This is a genomic window from Paenibacillus agricola, from assembly GCF_011440305.1.
Lineage (GTDB): Bacteria > Bacillota > Bacilli > Paenibacillales > NBRC-103111 > Paenibacillus_S > Paenibacillus_S agricola.
Map to the genome: position 1 here is coordinate 278,225 of NZ_JAAOIW010000005.1, position 22,860 is coordinate 301,084.

The following is a 22,860-nucleotide window of genomic DNA, read 5'->3' on the forward strand; positions in this document are numbered from 1 at the left end:
AGAGCTTAGGTGTGAGGTAAAGGACTGCTGCATAAACATAGGATATATATGGAAATACCGCTTGACTGAAGGGAGGATCATCGATGGGCAAACCTTATCCCATTCAAGGAAAAAAAGCGATCTGCTTCGATCTGAATGAAACCTTGATTCACCAGGGGATTACCTTTGAGCATGCTTTTCGATCCGTTTGGAACGATTATGCCGGCCGCGGGCTACAAGGCTCAGACAGCAATGCAGATACCATCTGGGAGCAATATCAAGAGCAGTGGCAGCAGCATAGAAAATCGAAGAGCTCTGAGCTTTCGTTCGACCTTTTGCAGGAGCAATGCTTAAAAGATGCCATTGCTATGCAGCAATTGCCTGTACATCAAGGATTTGCTCCCCATTTTTTCCAATTGGTGCGCAAGCAACGCCTTGCCGGAAAAACATTGGCTCCTGGTGTGGAAACGACGCTTCGTGCTTTGTCGCAGAATTACAGGTTAGCTATCATTAGCAACAGCCCCCATAGTGAAGTGGATATTTTATTGGAACGATTTCGATTGAAGTCGTATTTCTCTGAGGAACGAATTTTCACCGCGCACAAGCCATCCGAAAAAAAGCCAGGCTTTCTGATTTTTAAAACAGCGCTGCAAGCCTTGGACCTGATGCCGCGGCAGGCGGTGATGGTCGGTAACTCCTGGAAGCACGATATATGCGGGGCTGCCAAAGCGGGGCTGGATGTTATTTGGCTGAGAAGCCTGCAAGACCGTGGAACAAAAAAAATTTCCCGGCAAAAGCTCGGGAAACGGACGGTGTACCATATTCAAGAGATCAGCCAATTGCTGGAGCTGTTCCATTAACTTAGTTCTAAAAATTGGTGGCTTCCGCCTTATGTATTTCGCTATCGACCTGAGCGGACAGCCCGATGTTGTTGCTGCAGCATACACTGCCGGGGTTGGCTTTGGACAGCTTCTTCAGCGTTGCCGCGGATTGTGAAATTTCTTCAAGCGTTATTTGCCCTTCCATGCCGCATACCACCAAGGACAAGGAGATGGTCACGCCGCTGGTCTCGATCCGGTTCCCTTTACGGTCTACCACATAGGTCCAATCCTCACCTTCATAAAAAGACGGGACACCGAGGTCAAAGCGGCGAATAATTTCATCACAAATGATTTGCGGCTCCTCAGCGGACGTAATCATAATAAAGTCATCGCCACCAATATGCCCAACGAAATCATCCAGCTTCCCGCATACACCAATCGCATGCTGGATCACATCTGCGGTGAATTGGATAAGCTGGTCCCCTTTTTGAAATCCATATTGGTCATTAAACCATTTGAAGTAATCGAGGTCGGCATAGAGCACAGAAAAAGGTTTCTTTTCCATCAAGCGCCGGGTCAGCTCCCGTTGAATTTGCAGGTTGCCCGGCAGCCCTGTCAGGGGGCTTGCTACCTTAGCATTCTCCATACGGGTATTCGTGATGCATTCAAGAATGGAACGGATCGAAGCGGCGCCCGCCATCCGCCCTTCATTCGTAATAATGACGAAGTCATATAAATTCGTATCGCGTGAAGTCGCCAGCTGGGAAACCGTTTCGACCGGCATGTCTTTATCCACGATCAAGGGCTTGGGGTCCATCATTTGGTCGATCGAGCGGTTCCAGAACAAAGAAAAGCCGTATTGCCCGGCCAACTGCTGGAACAAACGCTCCCGCATCATCAGGCCAACAGGCGCTCCATCCGACACAATCACGGCGCCTTGCGCTTTTACGTTGCTTTTAAAAAAATTCGCAACCTCCGAAATCAGCGCTTTGCTATCGAAAATTGGGATGGGCGCGATCACATCGCCAATTGTTAAGGCGCCTGCGCTTGTATCGCGAATCCTCCGGTGCTGCACGATCAATTCGACCCATTGTGGATCAATCTCCGCCTTCTCCAAAGAAGGCATCCCGAGCAAATAGCCCTGCACATAATGGATACCCATCCGGGTGAGCTGCTGCAGCTCTTCCTTAAGCTCAATGCCCTCAGCAATCAGGCTAATATTCAGCTTGTCCGCAAAGGTAACGAACGTTTCGACGATATATTCTTTATTTTTATGCAAGTGGATGTTATTCACAAGCGAACGGTCTATTTTAATAAAATCGGGGTTTAATTCGGCAATAGCCTGCAAGGAAGAATATCCCGCGCCTGCATCATCAATAGCAATCCGGTAGCCTTGAGCACGGTAATGGTCAAGCACCCGTTTCGCTGTAGTGAAATCCTCGATCGAGCTGCGCTCTGTAATTTCAAATACGATATTGCCCGGCTGAAGGCCCCGTTCTTGCAGGAGGTCCAAGGTATTGCCGGGAGCAAAATAAGGATCCTGCAAGATAGCGGCAGAAATATTAATGAATAGCATTTCATTCGTTTGTGTGAAAAATGCACCTTTGATAGCCATTTCTCTAGCGATTTTTTCCAAGCTGTACAAGACGCCAGCCTTCTCGGCATATGGAAACAGTTTCATAGGTGATTGAAATAAGCTGTTCTCAGGCCCGCGCGTCAACGCCTCGTAACCCAGCACGGAGCCATCCTTCAAGGAAACAATCGGTTGATATACCGAATGGATTAATTTGCGCTGCAAAATATCTAGGAATTGTTCCTTGGGATCGGCAATCATTACACGTTCAAATCCTTGCGTTTGCCGGTTACCATATAAATGACGCCTTCACCAATATTCGTGGCATGGTCAGCTACACGCTCCAAATAATGGGCTACGAACATTAAATGGGAGAGCTGGCGGTTACGTGCGACATCCGAGCTCATTAAAGCCATAATTTCCGTCATCAGAGTGCTGAACAGCTTATCGACCACATCATCTTTCTCCGCAAGCGAAGCGGCACGGTGAATGTCCTGCTCCGTATACGCCAGCAAGCTCTCACGCAGCATATCCTTAACCAGCAGCACCATTTGTGGAATATCCTCAAGTGGCTTAACCAGCTCCTCACCGGATAAACGAATCGCTATTTTTCCGATATCCACAGCATGGTCGCCAATTCGCTCCAAATCCGTAGCGATTTTTAGCGCCATCCCGATTAAGCGCAAATCGCTCGCCATAGGCTGTTGCAGCGCAATCAGCCGCAAGCAATGCTCCTCGATTTGCAGCATCATATCATCGATCTCGTCGTCCATATCGACTGTTTCTTTCGCCTTCTTCTCATCCAGCGCCGCTAATGCTTCCACCGCTTGAATAATCAAATTTTCCACAAGCGAACCCATTTTAAGCAAATTATTTTTGAGTTCTTCCAAAGATTGATGAAAATTTATACGGTTATCCACCTAATCCACTCCTTATCCGAATCGTCCTGTAATGTAATCTTCCGTTCTTTGATCTGACGGAGCTGTAAAAATTTTTTCCGTTTGGTCGGATTCTATGACTTCGCCATTGAGGAAAAATGAGGTGTATGCCGAAATCCGAGCGGCTTGCTGCATATTGTGTGTAACAATAATGATCGTGTATCTATCTTTTAATTCTTGGATCAATTCTTCGATTTTCAAGGTAGAGATCGGATCAAGTGCGGAAGTGGGCTCATCCATCAGCAGGATTTCGGGATTAACCGCCAAGGCGCGTGCGATACAAAGCCTTTGCTGCTGGCCACCGGATAACCCATAAGCTGATTTTTTCAAATTGCTGCTAACCTCTGTCCATAACGCAGCTGATTTTAAGCTAGTTTCTACGATATCGTCTAGCTTGGCTTTATCGGTAATGCCATGGATACGCGGTCCATAAGCAACGTTGTCGTAGATCGATTTGGGAAAAGGGTTCGGTTGCTGGAAAACCATCCCGATATTTTTGCGCAGCAATTCCACATTGACATCAGGATCATAAATATTGGTTCCATTAATGATAACTTTGCCATCAATATGAATCCCTTTGATCATGTCGTTCATCCGGTTTAAGGTACGGAGCAAGGTTGATTTGCCACATCCAGAAGGTCCAATAAAAGCCGTAACGGACTTCTCGCTAATGTCCATATTCACTTTTTTTAGAGCCTGAAACTCGGAATAGTATAGATTTAAGCTTTCGATATTTACAATAGACATCCACAAATCCTCCTTTATCTATTTCTACATCTTTCTTTGGTATTTATTCCTTAAATAAATGGCAAAAGCATTCATGCTCAGCAGCATCGCCAGAAGCACGATAATTCCCGCTGCCGCGACATTCGTGAATGCTGCCTGAGGTTGGCTGGCCCAGTTGTAAATCTGGATCGGCATCGCTGTGAACGTATCGAACGGTGACGAAGGCAGGAATGCGATATACGATACCGCACCGATCACGATCAAGGGCGCTGTTTCGCCAATGGCTCGGGATAGCGAGAGGATCGAACCGGTAAGAATACCCGGAATGGCCGAAGGTAATACGACCTTAACGATCGTCTGCCACCGATTTGCACCCAGTGCAAAGGAGGCATTTCTAAGCGAGTTAGGAACCGTCTTAATCGCCTCTTGTGAGGATACGATAATGATCGGCAATACAAGCAGTGTCATCGTTAAAGCTCCGGATAACAGGCTTCGTTCCAGTCCCAACAAACGGACAAACACGGTCAAGCCCAGTAGTCCATATACGATCGATGGAACGCCAGCCAGGTTGGATATATTCGTCTGGATCAGTCTGCTAAACCAGGATTGGTTCGCATACTCCTCCAAATAAATGGCTGTAGCTACGCCAATAATAAAGGTTAGTGGAGCTGTTATGAGCATTAACCAAAGTGTTCCTACGAAAGCCGCTTTAATACCTGCATTTTCTGGGATCCGCGAGGCGAAATTGAAGAAGAAATCAATACTTAACCAGCTTCCACCCTGTACCAATATTTGTATCAATAATAAAGCTAACGCAACAATTCCAAAGCAGGTGGAGAAATAGAATAACCGATGAAAAAGCTTGTTTTTGCTTTTACGCTTGGCAATATGTTTGATTTCAGCTTGATTGTTCATCAGTATTCCTCCCTGAACTTTCTGGAAATGTAGCTAGCCAGAATATTCATGCCTAAAGTTAAAACAAACAAAGTCATACCCACCGAATAGATCGTCAAATACTCTACAGAACCGAACCGGGTATCACCGGAGCTAACAGATACAATGTAAGCAGTCAAGGTTTGCACACTTTCCAGCGGGTTAAATGACATGCTAGGCAAATTCCCAGCAGCCAATGAAACAATCATCGTTTCCCCTACGGCCCGGGATAAGCTTAATACAAATGACGCCATAATTCCTGAGAAAGCGGCGGGTACAACAATTTTAAGCGCTACTTCTAGTTTCGTTGAACCTAAGGCATAGGCTCCATTACGCAAGGTATTAGGAACAGCCACCATTGCATCCTCACTCATCGAGGAGATCATGGGGATAATCATAATCCCTACTACAATACCTGCACTAAGCGCGTTGAAAATTTCTGTCTGCGGGATCAAAAATTGCAGGATTGGTGTTACAAACGTTAAGGCGAAAAATCCGTAAACGATCGTAGGTATACCTGCTAAAATTTCCAGAATCGGCTTGATGATATTCCGAACCCGCGGCGAAGCATATTCACTTAAATAAATCGCACTGCCCAGCCCGATCGGAATGGCAATGATGCTGGCAATAACCGTAATCAGGATCGTACCTGATACTAAGGGCAATATGCCATAAAGCGCCGGTTCAAATAACGGCGTCCATTTGGTACCCGTAATAAAATCCCACAAGGGGATTTGTTTGAAAAACCCGACCGATTCATACAGAAGTATTAAAACAATCCCGATCGTTGTAAATATGGAAATGGCGGCAAAAAAGGCTAATATTTTGGGAATGAGAATATCACTCGAAATAAACTTTTTTTTGCTTTTGAAATTCGCTTTCTGTTCGATAGCCACAGCTACTCCTCCACGCCCAGCATGTTATAGTGTGAGAACCGTGGCCTTACATAGCAACAACATCTATGAAATGCCACGGTTCTATTAATCTTATTCAGTTGCCTTGCGTTGCATTAGGTCGCTGTGCTTACTTAAGGATTTCCAGGTTTTTGTCCAATTGCGCTTGTGGAAGCTTGATGTATTTCACAGCTTCAACTAGCTTAGAGCCATCGGCACTGTTGTAATATTTCAAGAATTCTTTGATATGCGGTAAAGCAATAGATTTTTTAGTTGGATACACATAGATATAACGGGACAATGGTACATAAGTCATTTTTTCAATCGTTTCATGCGATGGTGCAATTGCAGGGGAAGCCGCATCCTTCTTAATGGCAACAGCATTCAGTTTAGCTTCATTTTCTTTGTAATAAGAGAAACCGAAGTAGCCCATTGCAAACTCATCACCTGCTACACCTTTAACCAAAACATTGTCATCTTCGGATGGCGTGTAGTCGCTGCGGGATTCTTTAGCTGTACCATTGATCGCTTCTGTGAAAAATTCGAATGTTCCAGAAGCTGTACCTGGGCCATAAAGCTTGATTTCTTTGTCAGGCCATTCTGGACGAATTTCGTTCCATTTTTTGATTGTGCTATCTTTACCCCATACTTTTTTCAATTCTTCTACTGTCATTTCTTTGGCAAAAGTATTCTTCTTGTTAACTACGACTGTGATACCATCTAAAGCGATCGGCATTTCGATTGCTTCTGTGCTTTGTTTAGTTGTTACGGATTCCAACTCTTCTTTCTTGAATTTACGGGACATATCCGCGATATCAATTTCGCCATCGATCAGCTTCTTCGCGCCGTTACCACTACCGGATTCACCTACAGTAATTTTTACATCTTTATTCTTTTTCATAAACTCCTCAGCAATCGCTTGGGAGATCGGGAATACCGTGGAAGAACCATCAATTTTAATATCACCTTTTAATGCTGTAGCTGGTGTTGTTGCTGGTGCTGGTGCAGCAGCATTACCTGTTGGTGCCGGCGCTGTTGCTGCTGGTGTTTGTGTTGCTGTTTGTCCACAACCTGCAAGCGTAACTGCCAAGATTAGGGAAGACATGACGAAAGTACCTTTACGAGTAAATCCTTTAAACAAAATGACCACTCCTCATATTCTTTTTTATTTGTGCTTACAAATGTCATATTAAGGCTCATTTGTTTTCGCTATTTTGTACATTTGTAAATGGAATGTAAATTCTCGAAAATAGAACAACCGAACAAACTCCCAGCACGGAGATGCTGCGAAAGCAGGATCTTCCTCCCATTACTGTTGCAGCCGACTTCCGGACAGGGCTTAAACTGTTCCTTCAACTATATAATGGAAAAAAGGGATCAAAGCCTATTCCTTGCTCTAAACCAGCATGATCACAAATATTTAACATTGCTTTTACATTAAATAGACACTTCACTAATAACCATCTAGTAGGATAAGACTAATACATAGGTATTAAGACTCTATTGTCTGCGATTCACTGTTACTTTTTCGCGAAACTCGGCGGATGCTGGCAAAGTAAGTTTTCTGTAAAAACTCTAAGGAGGTTCAACCATGCATGAATTAAAAAAGCGAATAAAACAGCTTCAATTATCAATGAAAGCCAAGTTGGTATTAGGCTTTGCTGTAATCCTCATCATTGTTGCAGGCGTATCCACATTTCATCTAAACCAGGTTGATCTTATAAAGCAGCAAAACACATACCAGAATGACCAGCTGGACAAGCAAAAGTTAGCCTTGGAGCTAAAAATCATTGTGAACGAGCTTGATGCTATCAAATCGGGATTTATGATTTCCAAGAAACCAGAGTTAGTTGAACGATATGCAACCTTTCAAGAAGAGTTCTATAAGCTGGTGAAACAAATTGCAGCTACGGCCTCCAATGCAGACGAACGGAAATGGAGTGCAAAGCTGACCAATACCTCTACAGAATATACAGCTACCTTCGCCCAAGCCGTCGCGATCGCGAACAATAAGACACTTAGCCCTATCGAGCTGATCAGCCAATTGGAAAAAACGCATGACCTGTCCCAGGTTCATAAGGAATATATATTTGAGCTTGTCGATAATTTCAATAAAGCATTTACTTCCGATGCAGCCAAAGCTATTGAAGATTCCAACGGATTGCTTAACGATACGGCAAATGTTGCCCTATGGGCGCTTATTGGCGTCATTGTCATTACAATAGGAACAGCTATCATCTTGATCAAATCATTCGTCAAGCCGATTAATAGGCTCCAACAAGCTGTACAATCGATTGCCAATGGAGACTTACGCCACAAAATCAATAGCAAATCCAAGGATGAATTAGGCACATTGAGCAATAGCTTCGACCATATGATCGACCAGGTTCGCAGCATGCTAGCGCATACCCAGACGATTGCTTCCTCCTTATCGGAGCATTCAAAGGGCTTCCAGGACTTCTCTGGATCAACCGCTTCAGCTAATGCAGAGATACTTCGGGCCATCCAAGATATATCGAGCGGCGCCGAGCAGCAAGCCTTGCAGTCTGAGCAAAGCACCCATATTATCGCTGATTTGGAGCAAGAAATTGAGCTGATTTCGGGTTATACCCAAACCGTCCAGCATAAAAGCCGCGAGGCCGCCTTTAACACACATACTGGATCGGCTTCTATGGAGGCCCTAATGCAAGCATCGAAAATATCTGAAAATGTACTGGACAAGGTTTATCAAGCGATGTCCTCCCTGTCCTCCAGCTCCACGCAAATTAATAAAATCGTCAATACGATAAGCGAAATTTCCCAGCAAACCAATGTGCTGGCTTTGAACGCAGCTATTGAGGCCGCACGGGCAGGAGTCCACGGCCGAGGCTTCTCGGTCATTGCTGAAGAAGTCAGGCAGTTATCTACACAAACGAATGAATCATCCAAATCGATCGCGGTCATTATTCGCTCTCTGCTCAAGCAGACGAATGAATTGGAATTGCATATGGACGATGCGCGGGAATCCTTTTTACAACAAAATGGCAAAATGAGCGAAAGCATCGAAGCCTTCCACCAAATCCGCGGCTCTATGGATGCCTTGTCGCTGGATATTAATCAAATTCATGCACAGATTGCATTTGCCCAGCAAAAAAACGAACTGCTAGTCCACTCCGTGCAAATCGTAGCGGCAATTGCCCAAGAAACAGCAGCAGGTGTGCAGGAGGTAAATTCCACTTCCACACTGCAAAACGCAGCGATTCAACAAGTTGCCTCGCAGGCAGATGATATTATGCTGCTTTCGGAGAAGCTTTTCCATGAGGTGAGCAAGTTCCAAATTGGGGATATAAGTATCGAGGAAACCTCCATGGATGAAGAATTGAATAAATCAGACATTAAAAATGAGTGGGTCGAGACCGAGTCAGCTAGTAGCGCTGTAAATGTGGGTATGGATATGGATGCGAGCCGCGAGTCAGATATAGATAAGAATATGAGCGTGGATTTAGATAGGGATGCGAACAGGATTAAGCATGAGCCCAAGCTCGAGATGGAGCTTGAGCCTGATGCTGCAACTGCTGCAACAAAAGAAAAAGAAGAAGAGAAAAAGCTGCAGCCTATCGGTTAACCAACAAAGGTGCTATCCCAACTACAGCTAAGGCTAGTGTTGGGTAGCACCTTCGTTTTTCTGGCCTACGTGCTTTATGGGCTCTTGCCCTTAGGCACACCAAGCTTTTGCGCGCTATATATACCTTTATGTCCGGAGAACAAGTAGCTGACCACTACAGCCAGAAACATATAGATGGCCGCTTCCGAGCCAAATAATTCCATTCCTAATAAGAAGCAAGCAACCGGTGTATTGGCGGCTCCGCCGAATACCGCGATAAGCCCAATCCCCGCCAGAAAAGGAGCAGGTAGCTGTAGCAACGGACCCAGTGCATTGCCTAATGCGGATCCTATGACAAACAAAGGTGTTACCTCTCCGCCCTGAAAGCCCGCTCCCAGCGTTACAGTGGTGAAAATGAGCTTCCACAGAAAAGCGAACGGGGTTACGTCACCATGAAAGGACTCCGCCAGCAAGGGCAAGCCCAATCCCAAGTAATCCCGTGTCCCTACAGCGTAGGTCAGCATAATAATAATACAGCCACCTACAAACGATTTAAGCGCGACATTGCGGATTAGGCGAGTAAAAGCAGCTTTCAGCTTGTGGGTTAATTCACAAAATAAGCGGCTTACCAATCCGAAGATAAGCGCTGCCGCGGCTACCTTTAACAGCACTGCCAAGCCAAGCATAGGAACCTGTCCCATCGAATAATGGACATGCTGGGCTCCCCATGCTGTAGCCACTGCATTCCCAACTAGGCTTGCCAAAAAGCAAGGCAACAAAGCCTCATAGCTAATAACGCCTATGGCAAGCACCTCCAGCCCAAATACCGCTCCAGCCAGCGGTGTTCCAAACACTGAGCCAAAGCCTGCGCTGATCCCGCACATCAACAGAATCTTGCGATTCACAGGGCTGATGCAAATCCGCTGGCCAAGCCATTCCGATAGGCTGCCGCCCATCTGGATTGCTGTCCCTTCACGACCGGCCGAGCCTCCGAACAAATGCGTTAGCACGGTGCCTACTAGCACAAAAGGCGCCATGCGCAACGGGATCGTTTCATGACCGTCGTGGATTTGCTCCAGAATAAGATTGTTGCCTCTGCTGCTGTTGCGCCCATATTTCTCATACATCCAGCTGACGAATGCACCTCCAAAAGGCAATAAAAACAATAACCAAGGAAAGGCATAACGCAGCCCTGTTGCTGAGTCAAGGCTATATAGGAATAGCGCAGAAGCTGAGCCCGTTAATAGCCCAACCGCACTAGCTAGCACTATCCATTGCACGATATATTTGAATAGATTCCACTGAACAACCCGTTCCTGCGCAATCGCCTCATAATAATTTGCCCAGTTCAGACTTGCCGGTATCCTCCACCATTTGTTCATTGACTGTCACTCCCTGCCGCTCTTTCATGCAATCATACCTACCATCCTCTGCAGGTGCAACACTTTACCTTCAATTATTTATCGCTGGCCAACCTTACAGCTTTTTCCTTAAAAAAGCTCATACTGACCGCAACAACAACCGCAACCACCAGACATAGAATCCAGGGCAATAGCGGTATCTCCCGGGCTTGGCCCATATCATAAAACCAGCCGCCTAGGCTTGTACTTAAAGCGCCACCCAACGCCATCGAATAACCATTAAACCCGTAGTAGGAGCCGATCAACCTTGGCGTTGCGAACGTTTGTACAACATCTAACATAAGCGGAGCCGAGATCATCGTGCCTACTGCAAATAACACCGAAGACAGGCACAGCATCAGCACCCCATGGGATAAGCCGATCAGGAATAAAGCGATGCCCATTAGCAAAGCACCCAAGCCAATAAGCACAAATCGGTTTGCAAACCTTTCAAAAAAACGCGTAACAACCAGCTGCAAGCACACCACGGACAAAGAAATCGTGCCATATATATACGCCACACTTGTCGGATCTCCGGTAACCTGAACCGCATGCTTAGGAATAGTCAGGAACAGCTGCATATATAAATAGAAGTAACCGATCAGCACCAAGGTATAAATAACAAAAGGCAAATCCTTCAATATACTTCCGATATCCTGCCAAATAGGATTAGGCGTTACTTCGATCTCAAGCAAGGGCAAGAATATATAAACAAAAACAGCAAGAAAAGCAAATACCAAGCTGGAAAACAGGCCCAAATACAAAAAATGAACCGAGCTCAGCAGGCTGCCCATTAAGGTTGAAACAATGATGCCGATGTTAATAATCATATTTTTTAATGAAAAAAGCTGCTGCCGGTAAGCCACTGGCGCCAATCGTGCAAAAGCAGCCTGCAAGGCAGGTTCGAATAAAGCCCCGCCGAAGCCAGATATAATGGCTGCAGCAAAAAAATGCCAAGGCTGCTCGCTAACCGCAAAGCAAAGGAAACCTACCGCACGCACAGCCAGCCCAAGCACAATCGCTTGCTTGCAGCCGAAACGGTCTGCGACCAGACCCCCTAAAAAGGTCATACCCTGCTGCGAAAATTGTCGGATCCCCAGCATAATTCCCGTTAAAGCCATCGACCACATTAAGCTTCCAGTCAAATATAAGGTCAAATATGGAATAAGCGCATAAAACCCCATATTCATTAAAAACTGGGTCACATATAAAATTTTTATTTCTTTAGGCGCAATTTTCCATAGCTCAATTGCCTGCATATTCAGCCCCCATTTTCATGAAATCCTTAACACGGTCAAAGCGTAATCACAACTACTACCTAGCTGAAGGCGAAATGATGAAGTGCGTTCGCCCAACGGAACATCTGGACTGGACTATGCGGCTGCATCGTTGCTTTTATAGCAGGCTGGGGCATAGACCGTTTGCCTTACCCGTATGGCTATGAGATTGCTTTTTTGATCGGCTTCGCGTTCGCGATTATCGAAACCTGGTACTTTATGAAGCTGCGAATCCCCAGCGAGGCTGAACCAAGGCAGGACTTATTACCTTTTTTGTGGAAGCGCCATCATTTATATTTGCACGGCAGGCGACCTGGCCTATCTATACGAAAATCAAGGTCGATACGCTGCTCGCCACCAATACGATGATTAGCATAGATGTAATTGTCGGAGCACTCGGCGCACTCCTGGGGTTCCGGTTGAAAATAAAGCTTCCAAACCCGCTGAGCAGCGGATCTGGAAGCTTCGCCTTTATTGTTGGATGCCCAACCTAATCATACTGGTTTTGCTCTTCCTCGGCTACACTTTGCAGGTCAAAAGCAGTGATCGTATAGATTGGATAAGCAACACGAGTCCTCTCTGCCTGCGTTATCGCTTGTTCCCTGATGTACTTAGGAGAGCCTTCGGTTTCTTCATCGTACACGAGGATCATCGCATCGGAATTTCGCAGCAAAAATTTGTTTTTCTCTTTAAATTGCCAAGGTCCTTCGTATTTCATCTTGGACACACTGTTCACATAATTAGCATGCTGCAGCATGTGGCTGTAGACTTCTTTTTTGTCGTCGCTCCACTTTTCCTCTTGCTCCAAAAAAGGGGTGATTACTGCCAATTGAAGGTTCGGATATGTCGCCTTTAGCTCGATCAACGCTTCTGCCGCCCACACCTCGATACCCCATTGACCGCTGACAATCACCCATTCAAGACCTTCGTCCATCAAGGCAACCATTTGCTTCGTGATCGCTTTTTTAATGATAGGAATGCCCGGATGCTTATTCGAAAAGATACCCAGCTCCGTTGCCTTATATCCAGTTATGAGTACTCTTTTCATGTAACTAACACTCCTTATCCGCACTGGTGTCGATGCAGTACGGTAGTTGCCGCATATCTAGTAGTGCTAAAAGTACATTTGCCGAGGCAATATGCCTCATATCCATTAATAAAGAAACAACCCCAGCTACGTTAGTTAGGGTTGTTGAAGTCATTTATGAAGGGTAACTCCAACTCTCAGACTATATTTAGTATAACTCAATTGTTTATCATGCACTACAATATTTGATAACCTTCCTTAGTCAGGACATTAATGTCGAGAATTAGGCATGAGGCACAACCGGAATACCCAAGTCTGCCGCACCCAGCTTCGAGGTTACCATCTCAGGAGCATATTGCTGTAAAAGCTGCATGCCCATATGGGCCCTTCTAACGCGCTCACGGCATAAGCTCACATTGATCGCCTCCAAATGCTTACCACTTGGATACACATCCGGATGGTTGCGCAAGCCGAACTTGATGTATACCGGTGATAAGATCCGAATGAACTCCGGTATTTCATAATGGCGGATAAAGCCGCCCAAGCCATCCGGCGCTTCCACATAGAGGTCGAGCGGAATATCAACAGCAGGACGGATCGAAGCCAGCTTAGGCAGTGTAAGCGCCGTCGGCAGATTGTAGGTATCTGCCCCGATATCCTCCATTAGCTTAATCGATACCGGATTGGCAGCCATCATTTGCACCGATACTTTAACTACAAAGTTCGCGTCGATCAAGCCTTGCTTTTTCATCTCCTTGGTCAAGAGCAGCAGCCCTTCATCGGCTACCAATGCGCCACGTACGCCAAGGCGGTTGGCACGCTGCAAATCCTCCATCGCATACACCAACTGGTCGATACCTTCATGCCTAAGTGCAACCACTTTGCCAGCAGGAGTTAACGGCAACGCGCTTATATCCCATGTGCCACGTGGCCCTACGAATAAGCTCAGCTCAACTCCGCGTGCCGCACATAGCTCCACCATCTCCGATATTTCCTCATCGGTCAGCAGCATGATGCCGCTCCCCTGTGAAACGCGGTGGATAATAACCCCGTATTTGTCCGCTTCCTCGAATACCGCTTTTAACGCCTCTGGCCCTTCGACACTAGGGATTTCCACCCGATATTGCGCTCCATCTGGAAACCTTTTGGGGGAATCCGGCAAATCGTAGGCTTCCTTTTCCAAAAAACCTAATGACTTTAACAATGCTCTCGATTTATCCATGCTGGTATATGCTCCTTTGTAATGGTGGATTTTCAATCCGATTAAATTTGAGGCCAAGCCATATCCGCATCCATAGCAACGGCCATAGGGACAACACCGCGTGAAGCGTCCGTACAGTCGCGCATCCGGTTCGATGCTGCGACCATCCGTTGTCTTGTGCGCAGCTTAGCCAGCCTGACGACGCCCAAATTCGCCCGCTCCGTGCGAAGGTCGCCTTGGAACAACAACAATTGACCGGCAGCGAATGCCGCGGAATCGAGCAGGTCGATTCTTTTATTGCGGAACTGCAGGTGCAATAAATCACCCTCCTGCACATAAAGCAAGCCGCCCTCATGGAAAGCCTCCGGTGTGACATGCCCTACTGCAGCACCGAAGGTCACGCCGGAATAGCGGCCATCGCTGATTAAGGTCGTCAAGCGCTTGAGCTGACGCCCCGCATTAATATGCTGCATCGGCGTCATCATCTCCGGCATGCCAAATGCCTCTGGCCCTTGCCCCGCAATAATAACGGCCAGCCTCAGCCATTCCTTACCCACCATCTGTTCGAACAGCTCGTCATAATCCATGCCCTGTAGCTGCTCCTCTGTAATGGCTGCGTTATGGTTGGCCATTTGCTTCATATGCTCAAGCGGGAACAACCTTCTCGCCTTTAAGCCAGCCAACAAATTTACATCAAGCAGATGGTGGTTGGCTTCCTCTTCATTTTCAAAATAAAGCACGAACGCCACCTTATCATCGAATTGATTTAATTGCTTGGTGGGCATCCCGCTAATTTTTACAACCGCATTATTAAAAAAGTTGCTGCTTAGTACATCCACGCCGCTAAAGCTCCGTCTCGGTGTGCTTAAAATGATCCGGTTTTCTTTAACCCCGTCTGCACTCAAGTTCGTTGTATCTGACAATCGCTCCCGCCAGGTTTCACCAGTAACCGTCGGTGCGTCCAAATCCATCGGCACACCATTACGCGTAAGCTCATAGATCAATGTTTCCATACCACGGATCTGCCCCGTACAGCATTGCTGCGCCAAAGCATAAATATCTCGTCCCTCTGTGAGGCTGTAATCGAATAAATCCGGGATGGGATGCGCATTCATGATCGCCTCCAGATCCTTTAGCCGGAAATCATAACCTGCATAAATCATCGCACCTACAATATGCATCATCAGGTTGGTAGAGCCGCCTCCAGCACTATGCAAGCGGATCGTGTTGCCGATATTCGCTCTGACCAGTTCACTTACTCCACATTCAGGACGGGGGATAATCGAAAAAAGCTGTTCAATAGCCTTGTTCACCTGGGCAATGGTTGGCGGCTCCGTCAGCAGCTCCAGCACTGGGCTTACCACCCCAAAACCAGCGGTTATATCGCGTGAGCTGTTGCCTGTTCCATGAAAAGCACAAATGCCGCCGCCGGAATCACAGGTATTGACGGCAAGTCTTTTTTCAAAATACATATGCCGTTCCTCCGTCAAAAGCCCACGCTCAACCGCCCGCTGAAACACGCCCTGAAACGAGGTGTTCGAGGAGCATTGCAGGATGTAGCTGACCGCCTCCCTAATATCAGCCCCGATATCATCATAGCCCGCTTCATCAGCTTGTGCAGCAAGCTCAGCAAGCTCCAGCTTTAAATCATCAGGGATCGTCCCCCCTTTTAAAACATGTGAAGGGCTGAATGTTGCAAATACATGATGCTCCCCACGGTAACGACGTACACGATCCAAGTGGGCAAGCCCACTCAATATGCCAAGCGGCTGTTTATCACAGCCTTGAATAACAAATGCGCCATGGTAGGAATGCGCTTCCATTTGATTGACGACAATCTCTGCGATCGCGTTGCGGCTCTGCAAGGAGTAGGACATTCCGATATTGTTCTGGGCAGTTCCATCACATAAAACAGGCGTACTGAAGTAGAAAGGCACACCTCCTTCGAACCAAATTTTCAAAGCAGCCTTAAACACAGTTTCATGATCAAAAATATGCGCCGGATGGTCGGTAGACCCACCAATAATGGCGATTCTCGGTGCATTATGCTCCAAGCGGTCATAAATGTTCTCCAGTGTCCAATCAGGCTCTCCGCCCTCATAGTAGCCATCCAGCCCACGGCGGGAGCGATCCAGCAGCCCCGCGACGGTAATCGGTTCATTTGCCTTGCCCTGTACATTCCCCTGATAGGAATTTGCTGCATTACGGATCGTTATTTTCATTAAGCCTCTGCACTCCCTTTTAGCTTCATACTATCCTGCTTCACATCCTGCAAATGCGCCTTCATCATTTCACGGGCAAGCGGTGCATTGCGCTGCTCAATCGCAAGTGCAATCAGCATATGAAAATGAGCGGCTCTCTCCGGGCTACCCGATATGCGGGTTGTTTTTCTGCGGCTTTCCAGCAGCAAATCGGAGATCCCCTTCATCACTGTTGCCATCACCTCATTCGAGCAGGCCTCTGCAATATAATCATGAAATGAAATATCCGATGCAAAATAATCCTCGCCTGCCGCCAGGTCATTGATCATTTTGGAGGCAGCCTCTTTGATGTTGCGAATTTGCCCAGGCGACCCTCTTTCCGCAGCCATCGCAGCCATCTCCGGCTCCAGCACACCGCGAAATTCCAGCAAGGAAAACAAGTCTCCGACCGGAAGCCGCGTCAGGTCAAGGGGGCTGTCAAGCGGCCTGTCCTGCTGCCAATAATTCGGGCTGCGCACGAACATGCCGCGACCGTGCTCAATGAGCAGGTAGCCTTTGTTTTCCATAATGCGCAGCGCTTCCCGCACCGTGGACACACCGACCTGCAGCTCCATGGCCAGCGCCGCCAAGGAAGGCAGCTTATCGCCGGCTTTCCATTCCTCTTGATCGATCCGCTTCATCAATTCCGTGAGTACCTTAGTGCTTGCCAGCTCTTTAATCGCCATCACCTACCCACCGCCACTAACTCATATGATATGTATTTAAAGTTATAGTAACACCTGAGGTGTATGAATACAATAAGAAAAACCGTCCGAAAGATCATCGGACGGTCCTTTGATGTACTGACTCCAACCTTTGTGCGTTAGTGATGACATGGGTATGGGGTTCCGGTCGCTGTTGAAGTTCGAATTCCTTGAAATTTTGGCTTCCAGTGGTTGGAACACGAGCTTCAAAGGCGAACGCTATCGCTCCTCCACCCCACACCCATGTCCTCTTTCATTCTTTTGGTGCTGCCTCCCACTTCTTATTCCCAAGCTTATCTTCAAGTTAATAACCTGCGAAACGATGATCGTTTCACACGCTAAGAGGGACGATCGATCTTGGATCGGATTGGCAAGCAATCTCAGCGTATAGCTCGAACTAAACTAAGAAGTCTCTTCTTCGAATACGATCTCTTTGCTTTCACCAATCCGTTCTTTTCCATTGCCAATCTTGGAGCGATCTCCTAAGTAAGCACCCTGCTCGATTAGACGCTGCTGTAGATCAGGGATATCTACCTGCCGAAAACCAAGACGGCTTTGTAATGCTGTATCAACAGCGATCATCGCCGCAGCTGTGCCCGCTGCTTGCCCCATGGCAAAGCAGTTCGGCATGACGCGGACGGAGCCTTGTACGGGACGGTCACTGGAAACCGATCGACCTGGGACGATCAGGTTCTCGACACCCACAGGCAGCATGCACCTATAGGGGATGCCGTGGGATTCACCGGGGTCGAGGTGTTTGACGATCATCGTGCTTTGGGCGTTGGCCAAATGAATATCGATAAAATAAGAATTACGTGCGATATCGTCCTCAAAGGTGCGCGCGTTAATGAAATCCTCGACGACGAGCTTATAGTCTCCGACGATTCGCCTCGTTTCCCTGATCCCGATCTGGTCGCCCGAATGCACCAAATGTGCCTGCTCAAAGCCAGGGACATATTTATGCAGGAAGCGAAGCTGCCGCTCAATCAGTCTCCGCCCTTCGATGGCAGCGCGAGACAAGTCCTCGGTGTTGGTGCCATCGATGCCAAATATATGGCCAAAGTTAAAGCCCACAACCGATTTGGATATCCAGGCGGTGCCCGAAATTCGTTTGCGTCCATCCGGCAAATCACCATTGCGCATGGCTTCTTGAATAGTTTCAATCAAAGAGGACTTTTGCCCAGTTTCAGCCAGGAAGCGATCATAGCGGTCTTTATCCGCCCCGCAGACGAGAAAGCACATCGTCCCAGGCTGCAACTCCGCTTCGTTGCCGCCTTTATCGAAGGCCACACCTGCCATGGCAGCGATATCCGCGTCACCTGTAGCATCAATATACAGCTTGGCTTGCACAACAGAACGGCCGGTTTTATTAGAAATCACAATCCCTTGGATATGCCCTTCATCCATCAGCACTTGGTCTGCCAAGGTATGGAATAACACATGGGCTCCGCTTTCCAATACCGCATCATCGTAAACCCGCTTCAGAACCTCTACATCAATGGGCACCCAATCTAGGCGATCCTTATACATGCTTAAAAACTCATCACCCGATGCCAGCTTCATCGTTTCCATCAAATCCAGGCCTATGCCGCGTACGACTGGTTTTTCGCCATCGGTGTAAGGGCAAAACGCTGGCACTAATGCTGCTGTCCCCATACCACCCAAGTATCCCCGTTGCTCAATCAGTAGTGTTGATGCACCATTGCGGGAAGCGGCTATTGCAGCCGCTACACCTGCAGCACCTCCCCCTAACACAACGACATCCGGTTGATACGAGATGGGAAGCTCGCGCTCGGGGATCGTCATGGTTTGTTGTTGGCCACTCACGGCTTTTTGGCTACTCATGGTTAGTACCTCCGTATAATTAAATGCATGTTAGTGAAAACATATTTTCGCTTATTCCATAAACTTGCTTACATAGCATTTTCTACCGCTTAGCGCTATGTTCTAAGGCTTCGCCACTGTTTCCAACGCGCGTGGATCCTAGGCGCGCGTCGTTACGCTGTTTCTACTGTCTATTTTTTCGAGGTTGGGTACCAATCATTGATTTCCTTCAAGCTGGCATCTCCACCTGCTGCCTTGTATTTCGTTTGGAAGGCTTCAAGACCTGTAATATTCTCAGCTCCAAAAACCAGCTTAACGGCATAATCGTTGACCATCGTATTGAGCTGTTGGAAATTTTTCGAGTATTCCGGCATAAAAGGAGAAATACCCAACACATCAACTTTTCTCGTATCTGCTGGCTGTTTAATATTCAAAAACTCCCAAGCCTCGAATAAACGCGGATCTTTTCTAACACGCGCCTGCCAATAAGTTGGATAGTTTTTCTCATCGACACCCATCAAGAAATTGTTTGCTTGATTACGCTCGTCTGTGAATATTGGCAGAATCGGCATATAGGAGCCGTCCTTGAACGTATAATGCTTGCCTTCCTCACCAATAGCCATCGTCTTGAATGTATCTTTTTCCAGCTTGGCATTGATCCATTTGATAGCATCCTCAGGATGCTTGGAAGCTTTAGGAATAAAGGTGATCCGGTCAAAGCCAGAGGACGCGGATACTCCATACTTGCCATCTTTGCCTTTTAAAGCCGGGATGTAGTTAATTTTGGCATCTGGCTGCGTCTTCTTAAGGGCATCTGCAATGACAGGCACATCGGCCCAATGTAGAGGCATTACACCTGCACGACCACTGGAAAATTTCTCCTTCATTGTTGCATCTTTATTGACGCCAAACTCCTTATCCAGCAAGCCTTGTTTAAATAAGTCTGTCATGTAATTAATATATTCTTTAAAATTAGGATCCAAAATGCGTGGTACCAGCTTGCCATCAATATCATTGTAATAATTGGTTAATCCGAATGCGCCCGAAATATTGGAGACAAGCGGATCATCACCTTTAATAGTGAAGGGAACATTTTTATCGCCATTGCCGCCAGGATCTTTTTCTTTAAATGCCTTTAAGACCGCTGTCAGCTCATCCAATGTTGTAGGCGCTTTCAAACCAAGCTTGTCTAGCCAATCCTGACGGATCATCAAGCTCGTGCCTGCAAACGAAACGGCTACCGTTGGTACGGCATACAGCTTGCCGTCCACCTTGGCCGCATCCAGCGTAGCCTGTGAAACGGATGCTTTAATATTAGGTCCAAATTTATCAATCAGCGGACCGAGGTCTGTTAAAGCTCCTTTTTTCGCATAATCGGCATAGAGCGCTTTAAATTCGCTGCCGCCCCCTGTCGTAATCGCATCATAAGGCTCTGCCGAGGCTACAAGAATATTCAGTTTGTCCTGCGGCTTGTCTTGCGGGAGCATGTCATACTGCACCTTGTAGCCCGTTTTATCCTCGAGCAGTTTAGCCACAGGATACGTATTGTAATCATCCTTTTGCCAAATTTGTAATGACTTCAGTGCAGGCTTGGCCTCAACCTTAGCGGGAGCCGCTCCGCTTGCTGCTGGAGCTGGGGTTGCCGGAGCTGCAGCTGGAGTTGTTGGATCACTCTTGGTGGAGCAAGCGGTAGCCGTCAGAGTTAGAGCTGCCATCGATACGAGAAGCCATTTCTTTTTATTCATCTTAAAACCCTCCTCAAAGTTTTGCTTGTTTTTGTATGGTGTCTTATTATTATGAATTGTGGTAAACCAGTGGAATGGCTAGAGCTTCCAGCCAAAATTCGACGCCTTGTTCACCACAGTATTCAACTTTATTATACTTTCCGCACTTAACCTTTTACGGAACCGATAAGCACACCTTTAATGAAATACTTTTGCAAAAATGGATAGACCAGCAGGATCGGAACGGTGGAAGCAATTACTGTCGCAGAACGGATGCCCTCAGGAGAAACATTCATCATATCATCGACGCTTTTATTCAATGCCGAAGATGAATCCGCGTCCATTACTATATCCCGTAAATAAAGCTGCAAAGGTTTAAGCGACGGTGTATTGATGTACAGCATAGCATTGAAGAAATCATTCCAATAATATACGGCGTAAAATAAGCCAATCGTAGCCAATACCGGGCCACTTAAAGGAAGTATAATGCGGAACAAAATCGTGTAGGTGCTGGCACCATCCATTTTAGCTGAATCCTCTAAGGCTTCGGGCAGGTTTTCATAGTAGCTTTTGATGACTAGCATATTAAACACACTGATCATCGCTGGGAGAATGAGCGCCCATAAGCTGTTGATCAAGCCCAAATTTTTCATAAGCAGGTAATTCGGAATAATGCCGCCATTGAACATCATCGTAAATATGAAAAGCACCATCACCATGCCAATTCCCGGCAAATGCCGTTTAGATAGCGGATACGCTGTAATGGCTGTCAATAGGATGGAGATTACAGTGCCTACTACCATAACTCCTGCCGAAATAAGAAAGGACTGAATAAATTGGCTGGATGTGATGACATATTCCATCGTGCGCAATTGAAAGCCTACAGGAAATATGCCTACTTTACCCGCTACAACTGCCCATTCCTCACTAACCGATTTCGAAAATACATTCGCAAATGGGAGCAGGGTCGATATCGCCAATAAAATCAGAACGACATAGGAGAAAATATCCAGCGAGATGTCGCCTAAGGTATGTTTTCGCATTGTGAACCCCCCTACCAAATGCTGCGATTGAGCAGTTTTTTACTAAGTGTATTGCCGATAAGTATTAGCACAAATCCGACTACAGAGTTGAAGAGACCGACTGCTGTGCTGAAGCTATAATCCATTTTCCCAAGCCCAATCCGGTATACATAAGTACCAATAACATCACCGGTTTGGTAAACAACAGGGTTGTACATCGTCAATATTTGTTCCGTGCCTGCATCAAGCAGATGGCCGATCCGAAGGATAAACATCAACACAATCGTTGGCAGAATGCCTGGCAAGGTGATGTGGAACATTTGTTTAATGCGCCCGGCACCATCAATCGCTGCTGCTTCATACTGCTCCTGCTCAATCCCGGCAATGGCTGCGATAAAAATAATCGCATTCCAGCCCACTTCCTTCCAGCCTGCCGTAAAGACGACAACCGATCGAAAGAAATCGTTATTCAGTAAAAAGGAAATAGGTGCTAACCCAAACCACTCGATAAGCTGGTTTACAAGCCCTCCGGATGGTGAAAGAATGTTAATAAACAAGCCAGAAATGATAACCCAGGAAAGAAAGTGGGGTAAATAAATGATCGTTTGTACCGTCCGTTTGAAGAACATCCGCCGAATCTCATTAAGCAATAAGGCGACGATGATCGGGATCGGAAACAATAGCACAATTTTGTACATACTAATAATTAACGTGTTCATGAATACTTGAATAAATTCCTCGGAATGCATCAGCTTTTGAAATTGTTGAAGCCCAACCCATGTACTCCCGGAGATGCCTTCAAAAATGTTGAAATCCTGGAACGCAATCAATATCCCATATAATGGCGTATACTTGAATAAAATCAAGAAAGCCAAACCGGGTATCAGTAACATATACATATCGATATTGTTCCGAAACAGCCTCCAACGGCTATCCTCCTTGGGGCGGGTGCCTGCCTTCGGTTTTCGTTGTAATTCTGAAGCATCCATACTCAT

General features: G+C 46.7%; 19 protein-coding genes. 3 read left to right on the top strand and 16 right to left on the bottom strand.

The features are described 5' to 3' along the window. The first annotated feature begins 83 nt into the window (after positions 1 to 83). Positions 84 to 839, top strand: coding sequence for an HAD family hydrolase (locus tag G9U52_RS16270; protein WP_166151379.1), 756 nt, complete (start codon positions 84 to 86; stop codon positions 837 to 839). Positions 840 to 846: 7 nt separating this feature from the next. Here the strand turns inward: G9U52_RS16270 and G9U52_RS16275 are convergent, their stop codons facing one another. The 6 genes from G9U52_RS16275 to G9U52_RS16300 form a co-directional block, all read right to left on the bottom strand. After that, positions 847 to 2,634 carry a bifunctional diguanylate cyclase/phosphodiesterase gene (locus G9U52_RS16275; protein WP_166151381.1) on the bottom strand — a complete coding sequence of 596 codons (1,788 nt, stop codon included), beginning with the start codon at positions 2,632 to 2,634 and terminating at the stop codon, positions 847 to 849. Then, positions 2,634 to 3,293 carry a phosphate signaling complex protein PhoU gene (phoU, locus tag G9U52_RS16280; protein ID WP_166151383.1) on the bottom strand — a complete coding sequence of 220 codons (660 nt, stop codon included), beginning with the start codon at positions 3,291 to 3,293 and terminating at the stop codon, positions 2,634 to 2,636. The genes G9U52_RS16275 and phoU overlap by 1 nt, the downstream gene beginning before the upstream one ends. A gap of 12 nt (positions 3,294 to 3,305) precedes the next feature. Next, positions 3,306 to 4,058 (bottom strand): phosphate ABC transporter ATP-binding protein PstB, encoded by a 753-nt coding sequence (gene pstB / locus G9U52_RS16285; protein ID WP_166151385.1) that lies wholly within the window; start codon positions 4,056 to 4,058, stop codon positions 3,306 to 3,308. 24 nt (positions 4,059 to 4,082) lie between these two features. Continuing rightward, the gene (gene pstA / locus G9U52_RS16290; RefSeq protein WP_166151386.1) at positions 4,083 to 4,952 is read right to left on the bottom strand and encodes a phosphate ABC transporter permease PstA; all 870 of its coding nucleotides are present in this window, start codon (positions 4,950 to 4,952) and stop codon (positions 4,083 to 4,085) included. Continuing rightward, a complete protein-coding gene (pstC, locus tag G9U52_RS16295) occupies positions 4,952 to 5,866 on the bottom strand; it encodes a phosphate ABC transporter permease subunit PstC (protein ID WP_166151387.1) in 915 nt (304 codons plus the stop codon). Before pstC ends, pstA begins: the two co-directional genes overlap by 1 nt. A 127-nt stretch (positions 5,867 to 5,993) precedes the next feature. Continuing rightward, positions 5,994 to 7,004, bottom strand: coding sequence for a PstS family phosphate ABC transporter substrate-binding protein (locus tag G9U52_RS16300; protein ID WP_166151388.1), 1,011 nt, complete (start codon positions 7,002 to 7,004; stop codon positions 5,994 to 5,996). Positions 7,005 to 7,454: 450 nt separating this feature from the next. Here G9U52_RS16300 and G9U52_RS16305 point away from each other — a divergent pair, with 450 nt between their 5' ends. Beyond that, positions 7,455 to 9,467 carry a methyl-accepting chemotaxis protein gene (locus G9U52_RS16305; protein WP_166151389.1) on the top strand — a complete coding sequence of 671 codons (2,013 nt, stop codon included), beginning with the start codon at positions 7,455 to 7,457 and terminating at the stop codon, positions 9,465 to 9,467. Between the two features lie 74 nt (positions 9,468 to 9,541). Here G9U52_RS16305 and G9U52_RS16310 read toward each other — a convergent pair whose 3' ends face one another. Both G9U52_RS16310 and G9U52_RS16315 read right to left on the bottom strand, forming a co-directional pair. Continuing rightward, entirely contained in the window at positions 9,542 to 10,828 is a 1,287-nt protein-coding gene (locus G9U52_RS16310) for a voltage-gated chloride channel family protein (RefSeq protein WP_166151390.1), read from the bottom strand. A 74-nt stretch (positions 10,829 to 10,902) separates the two neighbouring features. Continuing rightward, positions 10,903 to 12,105, bottom strand: coding sequence for an MFS transporter (locus G9U52_RS16315; RefSeq protein WP_166151391.1), 1,203 nt, complete (start codon positions 12,103 to 12,105; stop codon positions 10,903 to 10,905). A 293-nt stretch (positions 12,106 to 12,398) separates the two neighbouring features. Between G9U52_RS16315 and G9U52_RS16320 the strand changes: the two genes are divergently transcribed. Next, positions 12,399 to 12,617, top strand: coding sequence for a hypothetical protein (locus G9U52_RS16320; protein WP_166151392.1), 219 nt, complete (start codon positions 12,399 to 12,401; stop codon positions 12,615 to 12,617). Here G9U52_RS16320 and G9U52_RS16325 read toward each other — a convergent pair. The 8 genes from G9U52_RS16325 to G9U52_RS16360 form a co-directional block, all read right to left on the bottom strand. After that, entirely contained in the window at positions 12,614 to 13,171 is a 558-nt protein-coding gene (locus tag G9U52_RS16325; protein ID WP_166151393.1) for an SLOG family protein, read from the bottom strand. The two genes, G9U52_RS16320 and G9U52_RS16325, sit on opposite strands and share 4 nt — an antisense overlap. Before the next feature lie 262 nt (positions 13,172 to 13,433). Continuing rightward, positions 13,434 to 14,372, bottom strand: coding sequence for a U32 family peptidase (locus tag G9U52_RS16330; RefSeq protein ID WP_166151394.1), 939 nt, complete (start codon positions 14,370 to 14,372; stop codon positions 13,434 to 13,436). A gap of 41 nt (positions 14,373 to 14,413) precedes the next feature. Further along, positions 14,414 to 16,573 carry a dihydroxy-acid dehydratase domain-containing protein gene (locus tag G9U52_RS16335; protein WP_166151395.1) on the bottom strand — a complete coding sequence of 720 codons (2,160 nt, stop codon included), beginning with the start codon at positions 16,571 to 16,573 and terminating at the stop codon, positions 14,414 to 14,416. After that, a complete protein-coding gene (locus tag G9U52_RS16340; protein WP_166151396.1) occupies positions 16,573 to 17,277 on the bottom strand; it encodes a FadR/GntR family transcriptional regulator in 705 nt (234 codons plus the stop codon). The genes G9U52_RS16335 and G9U52_RS16340 overlap by 1 nt, the downstream gene beginning before the upstream one ends. Before the next feature lie 420 nt (positions 17,278 to 17,697). After that, on the bottom strand, positions 17,698 to 19,140 hold the full coding sequence (locus G9U52_RS16345) for an FAD-dependent oxidoreductase (protein ID WP_243767373.1): 1,443 nt from the start codon (positions 19,138 to 19,140) through the stop codon (positions 17,698 to 17,700). Positions 19,141 to 19,310: 170 nt separating this feature from the next. Then, a complete protein-coding gene (locus tag G9U52_RS16350; RefSeq protein WP_243767374.1) occupies positions 19,311 to 20,864 on the bottom strand; it encodes an extracellular solute-binding protein in 1,554 nt (517 codons plus the stop codon). Between the two features lie 146 nt (positions 20,865 to 21,010). Further along, positions 21,011 to 21,886 (bottom strand): carbohydrate ABC transporter permease, encoded by an 876-nt coding sequence (locus tag G9U52_RS16355; protein WP_166151398.1) that lies wholly within the window; start codon positions 21,884 to 21,886, stop codon positions 21,011 to 21,013. Positions 21,887 to 21,897: 11 nt separating this feature from the next. Beyond that, positions 21,898 to 22,854, bottom strand: coding sequence for an ABC transporter permease (locus G9U52_RS16360; protein ID WP_166151848.1), 957 nt, complete (start codon positions 22,852 to 22,854; stop codon positions 21,898 to 21,900). Positions 22,855 to 22,860 lie beyond the last annotated feature (6 nt).

Coding starts and splice junctions, on each gene's coding strand:
- G9U52_RS16270 (WP_166151379.1), top strand. CDS start 84: ATGGGCAAACCTTATCCCATTCAAGGAAAAAAAGCGATCTGCTTCGAT.
- G9U52_RS16275 (WP_166151381.1), bottom strand. CDS start 2,634: ATGATTGCCGATCCCAAGGAACAATTCCTAGATATTTTGCAGCGCAAA.
- pstB (WP_166151385.1), bottom strand. CDS start 4,058: ATGTCTATTGTAAATATCGAAAGCTTAAATCTATACTATTCCGAGTTT.
- pstA (WP_166151386.1), bottom strand. CDS start 4,952: ATGAACAATCAAGCTGAAATCAAACATATTGCCAAGCGTAAAAGCAAA.
- G9U52_RS16305 (WP_166151389.1), top strand. CDS start 7,455: ATGCATGAATTAAAAAAGCGAATAAAACAGCTTCAATTATCAATGAAA.
- G9U52_RS16310 (WP_166151390.1), bottom strand. CDS start 10,828: ATGAACAAATGGTGGAGGATACCGGCAAGTCTGAACTGGGCAAATTAT.
- G9U52_RS16315 (WP_166151391.1), bottom strand. CDS start 12,105: ATGCAGGCAATTGAGCTATGGAAAATTGCGCCTAAAGAAATAAAAATT.
- G9U52_RS16325 (WP_166151393.1), bottom strand. CDS start 13,171: ATGAAAAGAGTACTCATAACTGGATATAAGGCAACGGAGCTGGGTATC.
- G9U52_RS16330 (WP_166151394.1), bottom strand. CDS start 14,372: ATGGATAAATCGAGAGCATTGTTAAAGTCATTAGGTTTTTTGGAAAAG.
- G9U52_RS16335 (WP_166151395.1), bottom strand. CDS start 16,573: ATGAAAATAACGATCCGTAATGCAGCAAATTCCTATCAGGGGAATGTA.
- G9U52_RS16340 (WP_166151396.1), bottom strand. CDS start 17,277: ATGGCGATTAAAGAGCTGGCAAGCACTAAGGTACTCACGGAATTGATG.
- G9U52_RS16345 (WP_243767373.1), bottom strand. CDS start 19,140: ATGAGTAGCCAAAAAGCCGTGAGTGGCCAACAACAAACCATGACGATC.
- G9U52_RS16350 (WP_243767374.1), bottom strand. CDS start 20,864: ATGAATAAAAAGAAATGGCTTCTCGTATCGATGGCAGCTCTAACTCTG.
- G9U52_RS16355 (WP_166151398.1), bottom strand. CDS start 21,886: ATGCGAAAACATACCTTAGGCGACATCTCGCTGGATATTTTCTCCTAT.
- G9U52_RS16360 (WP_166151848.1), bottom strand. CDS start 22,854: ATGGATGCTTCAGAATTACAACGAAAACCGAAGGCAGGCACCCGCCCC.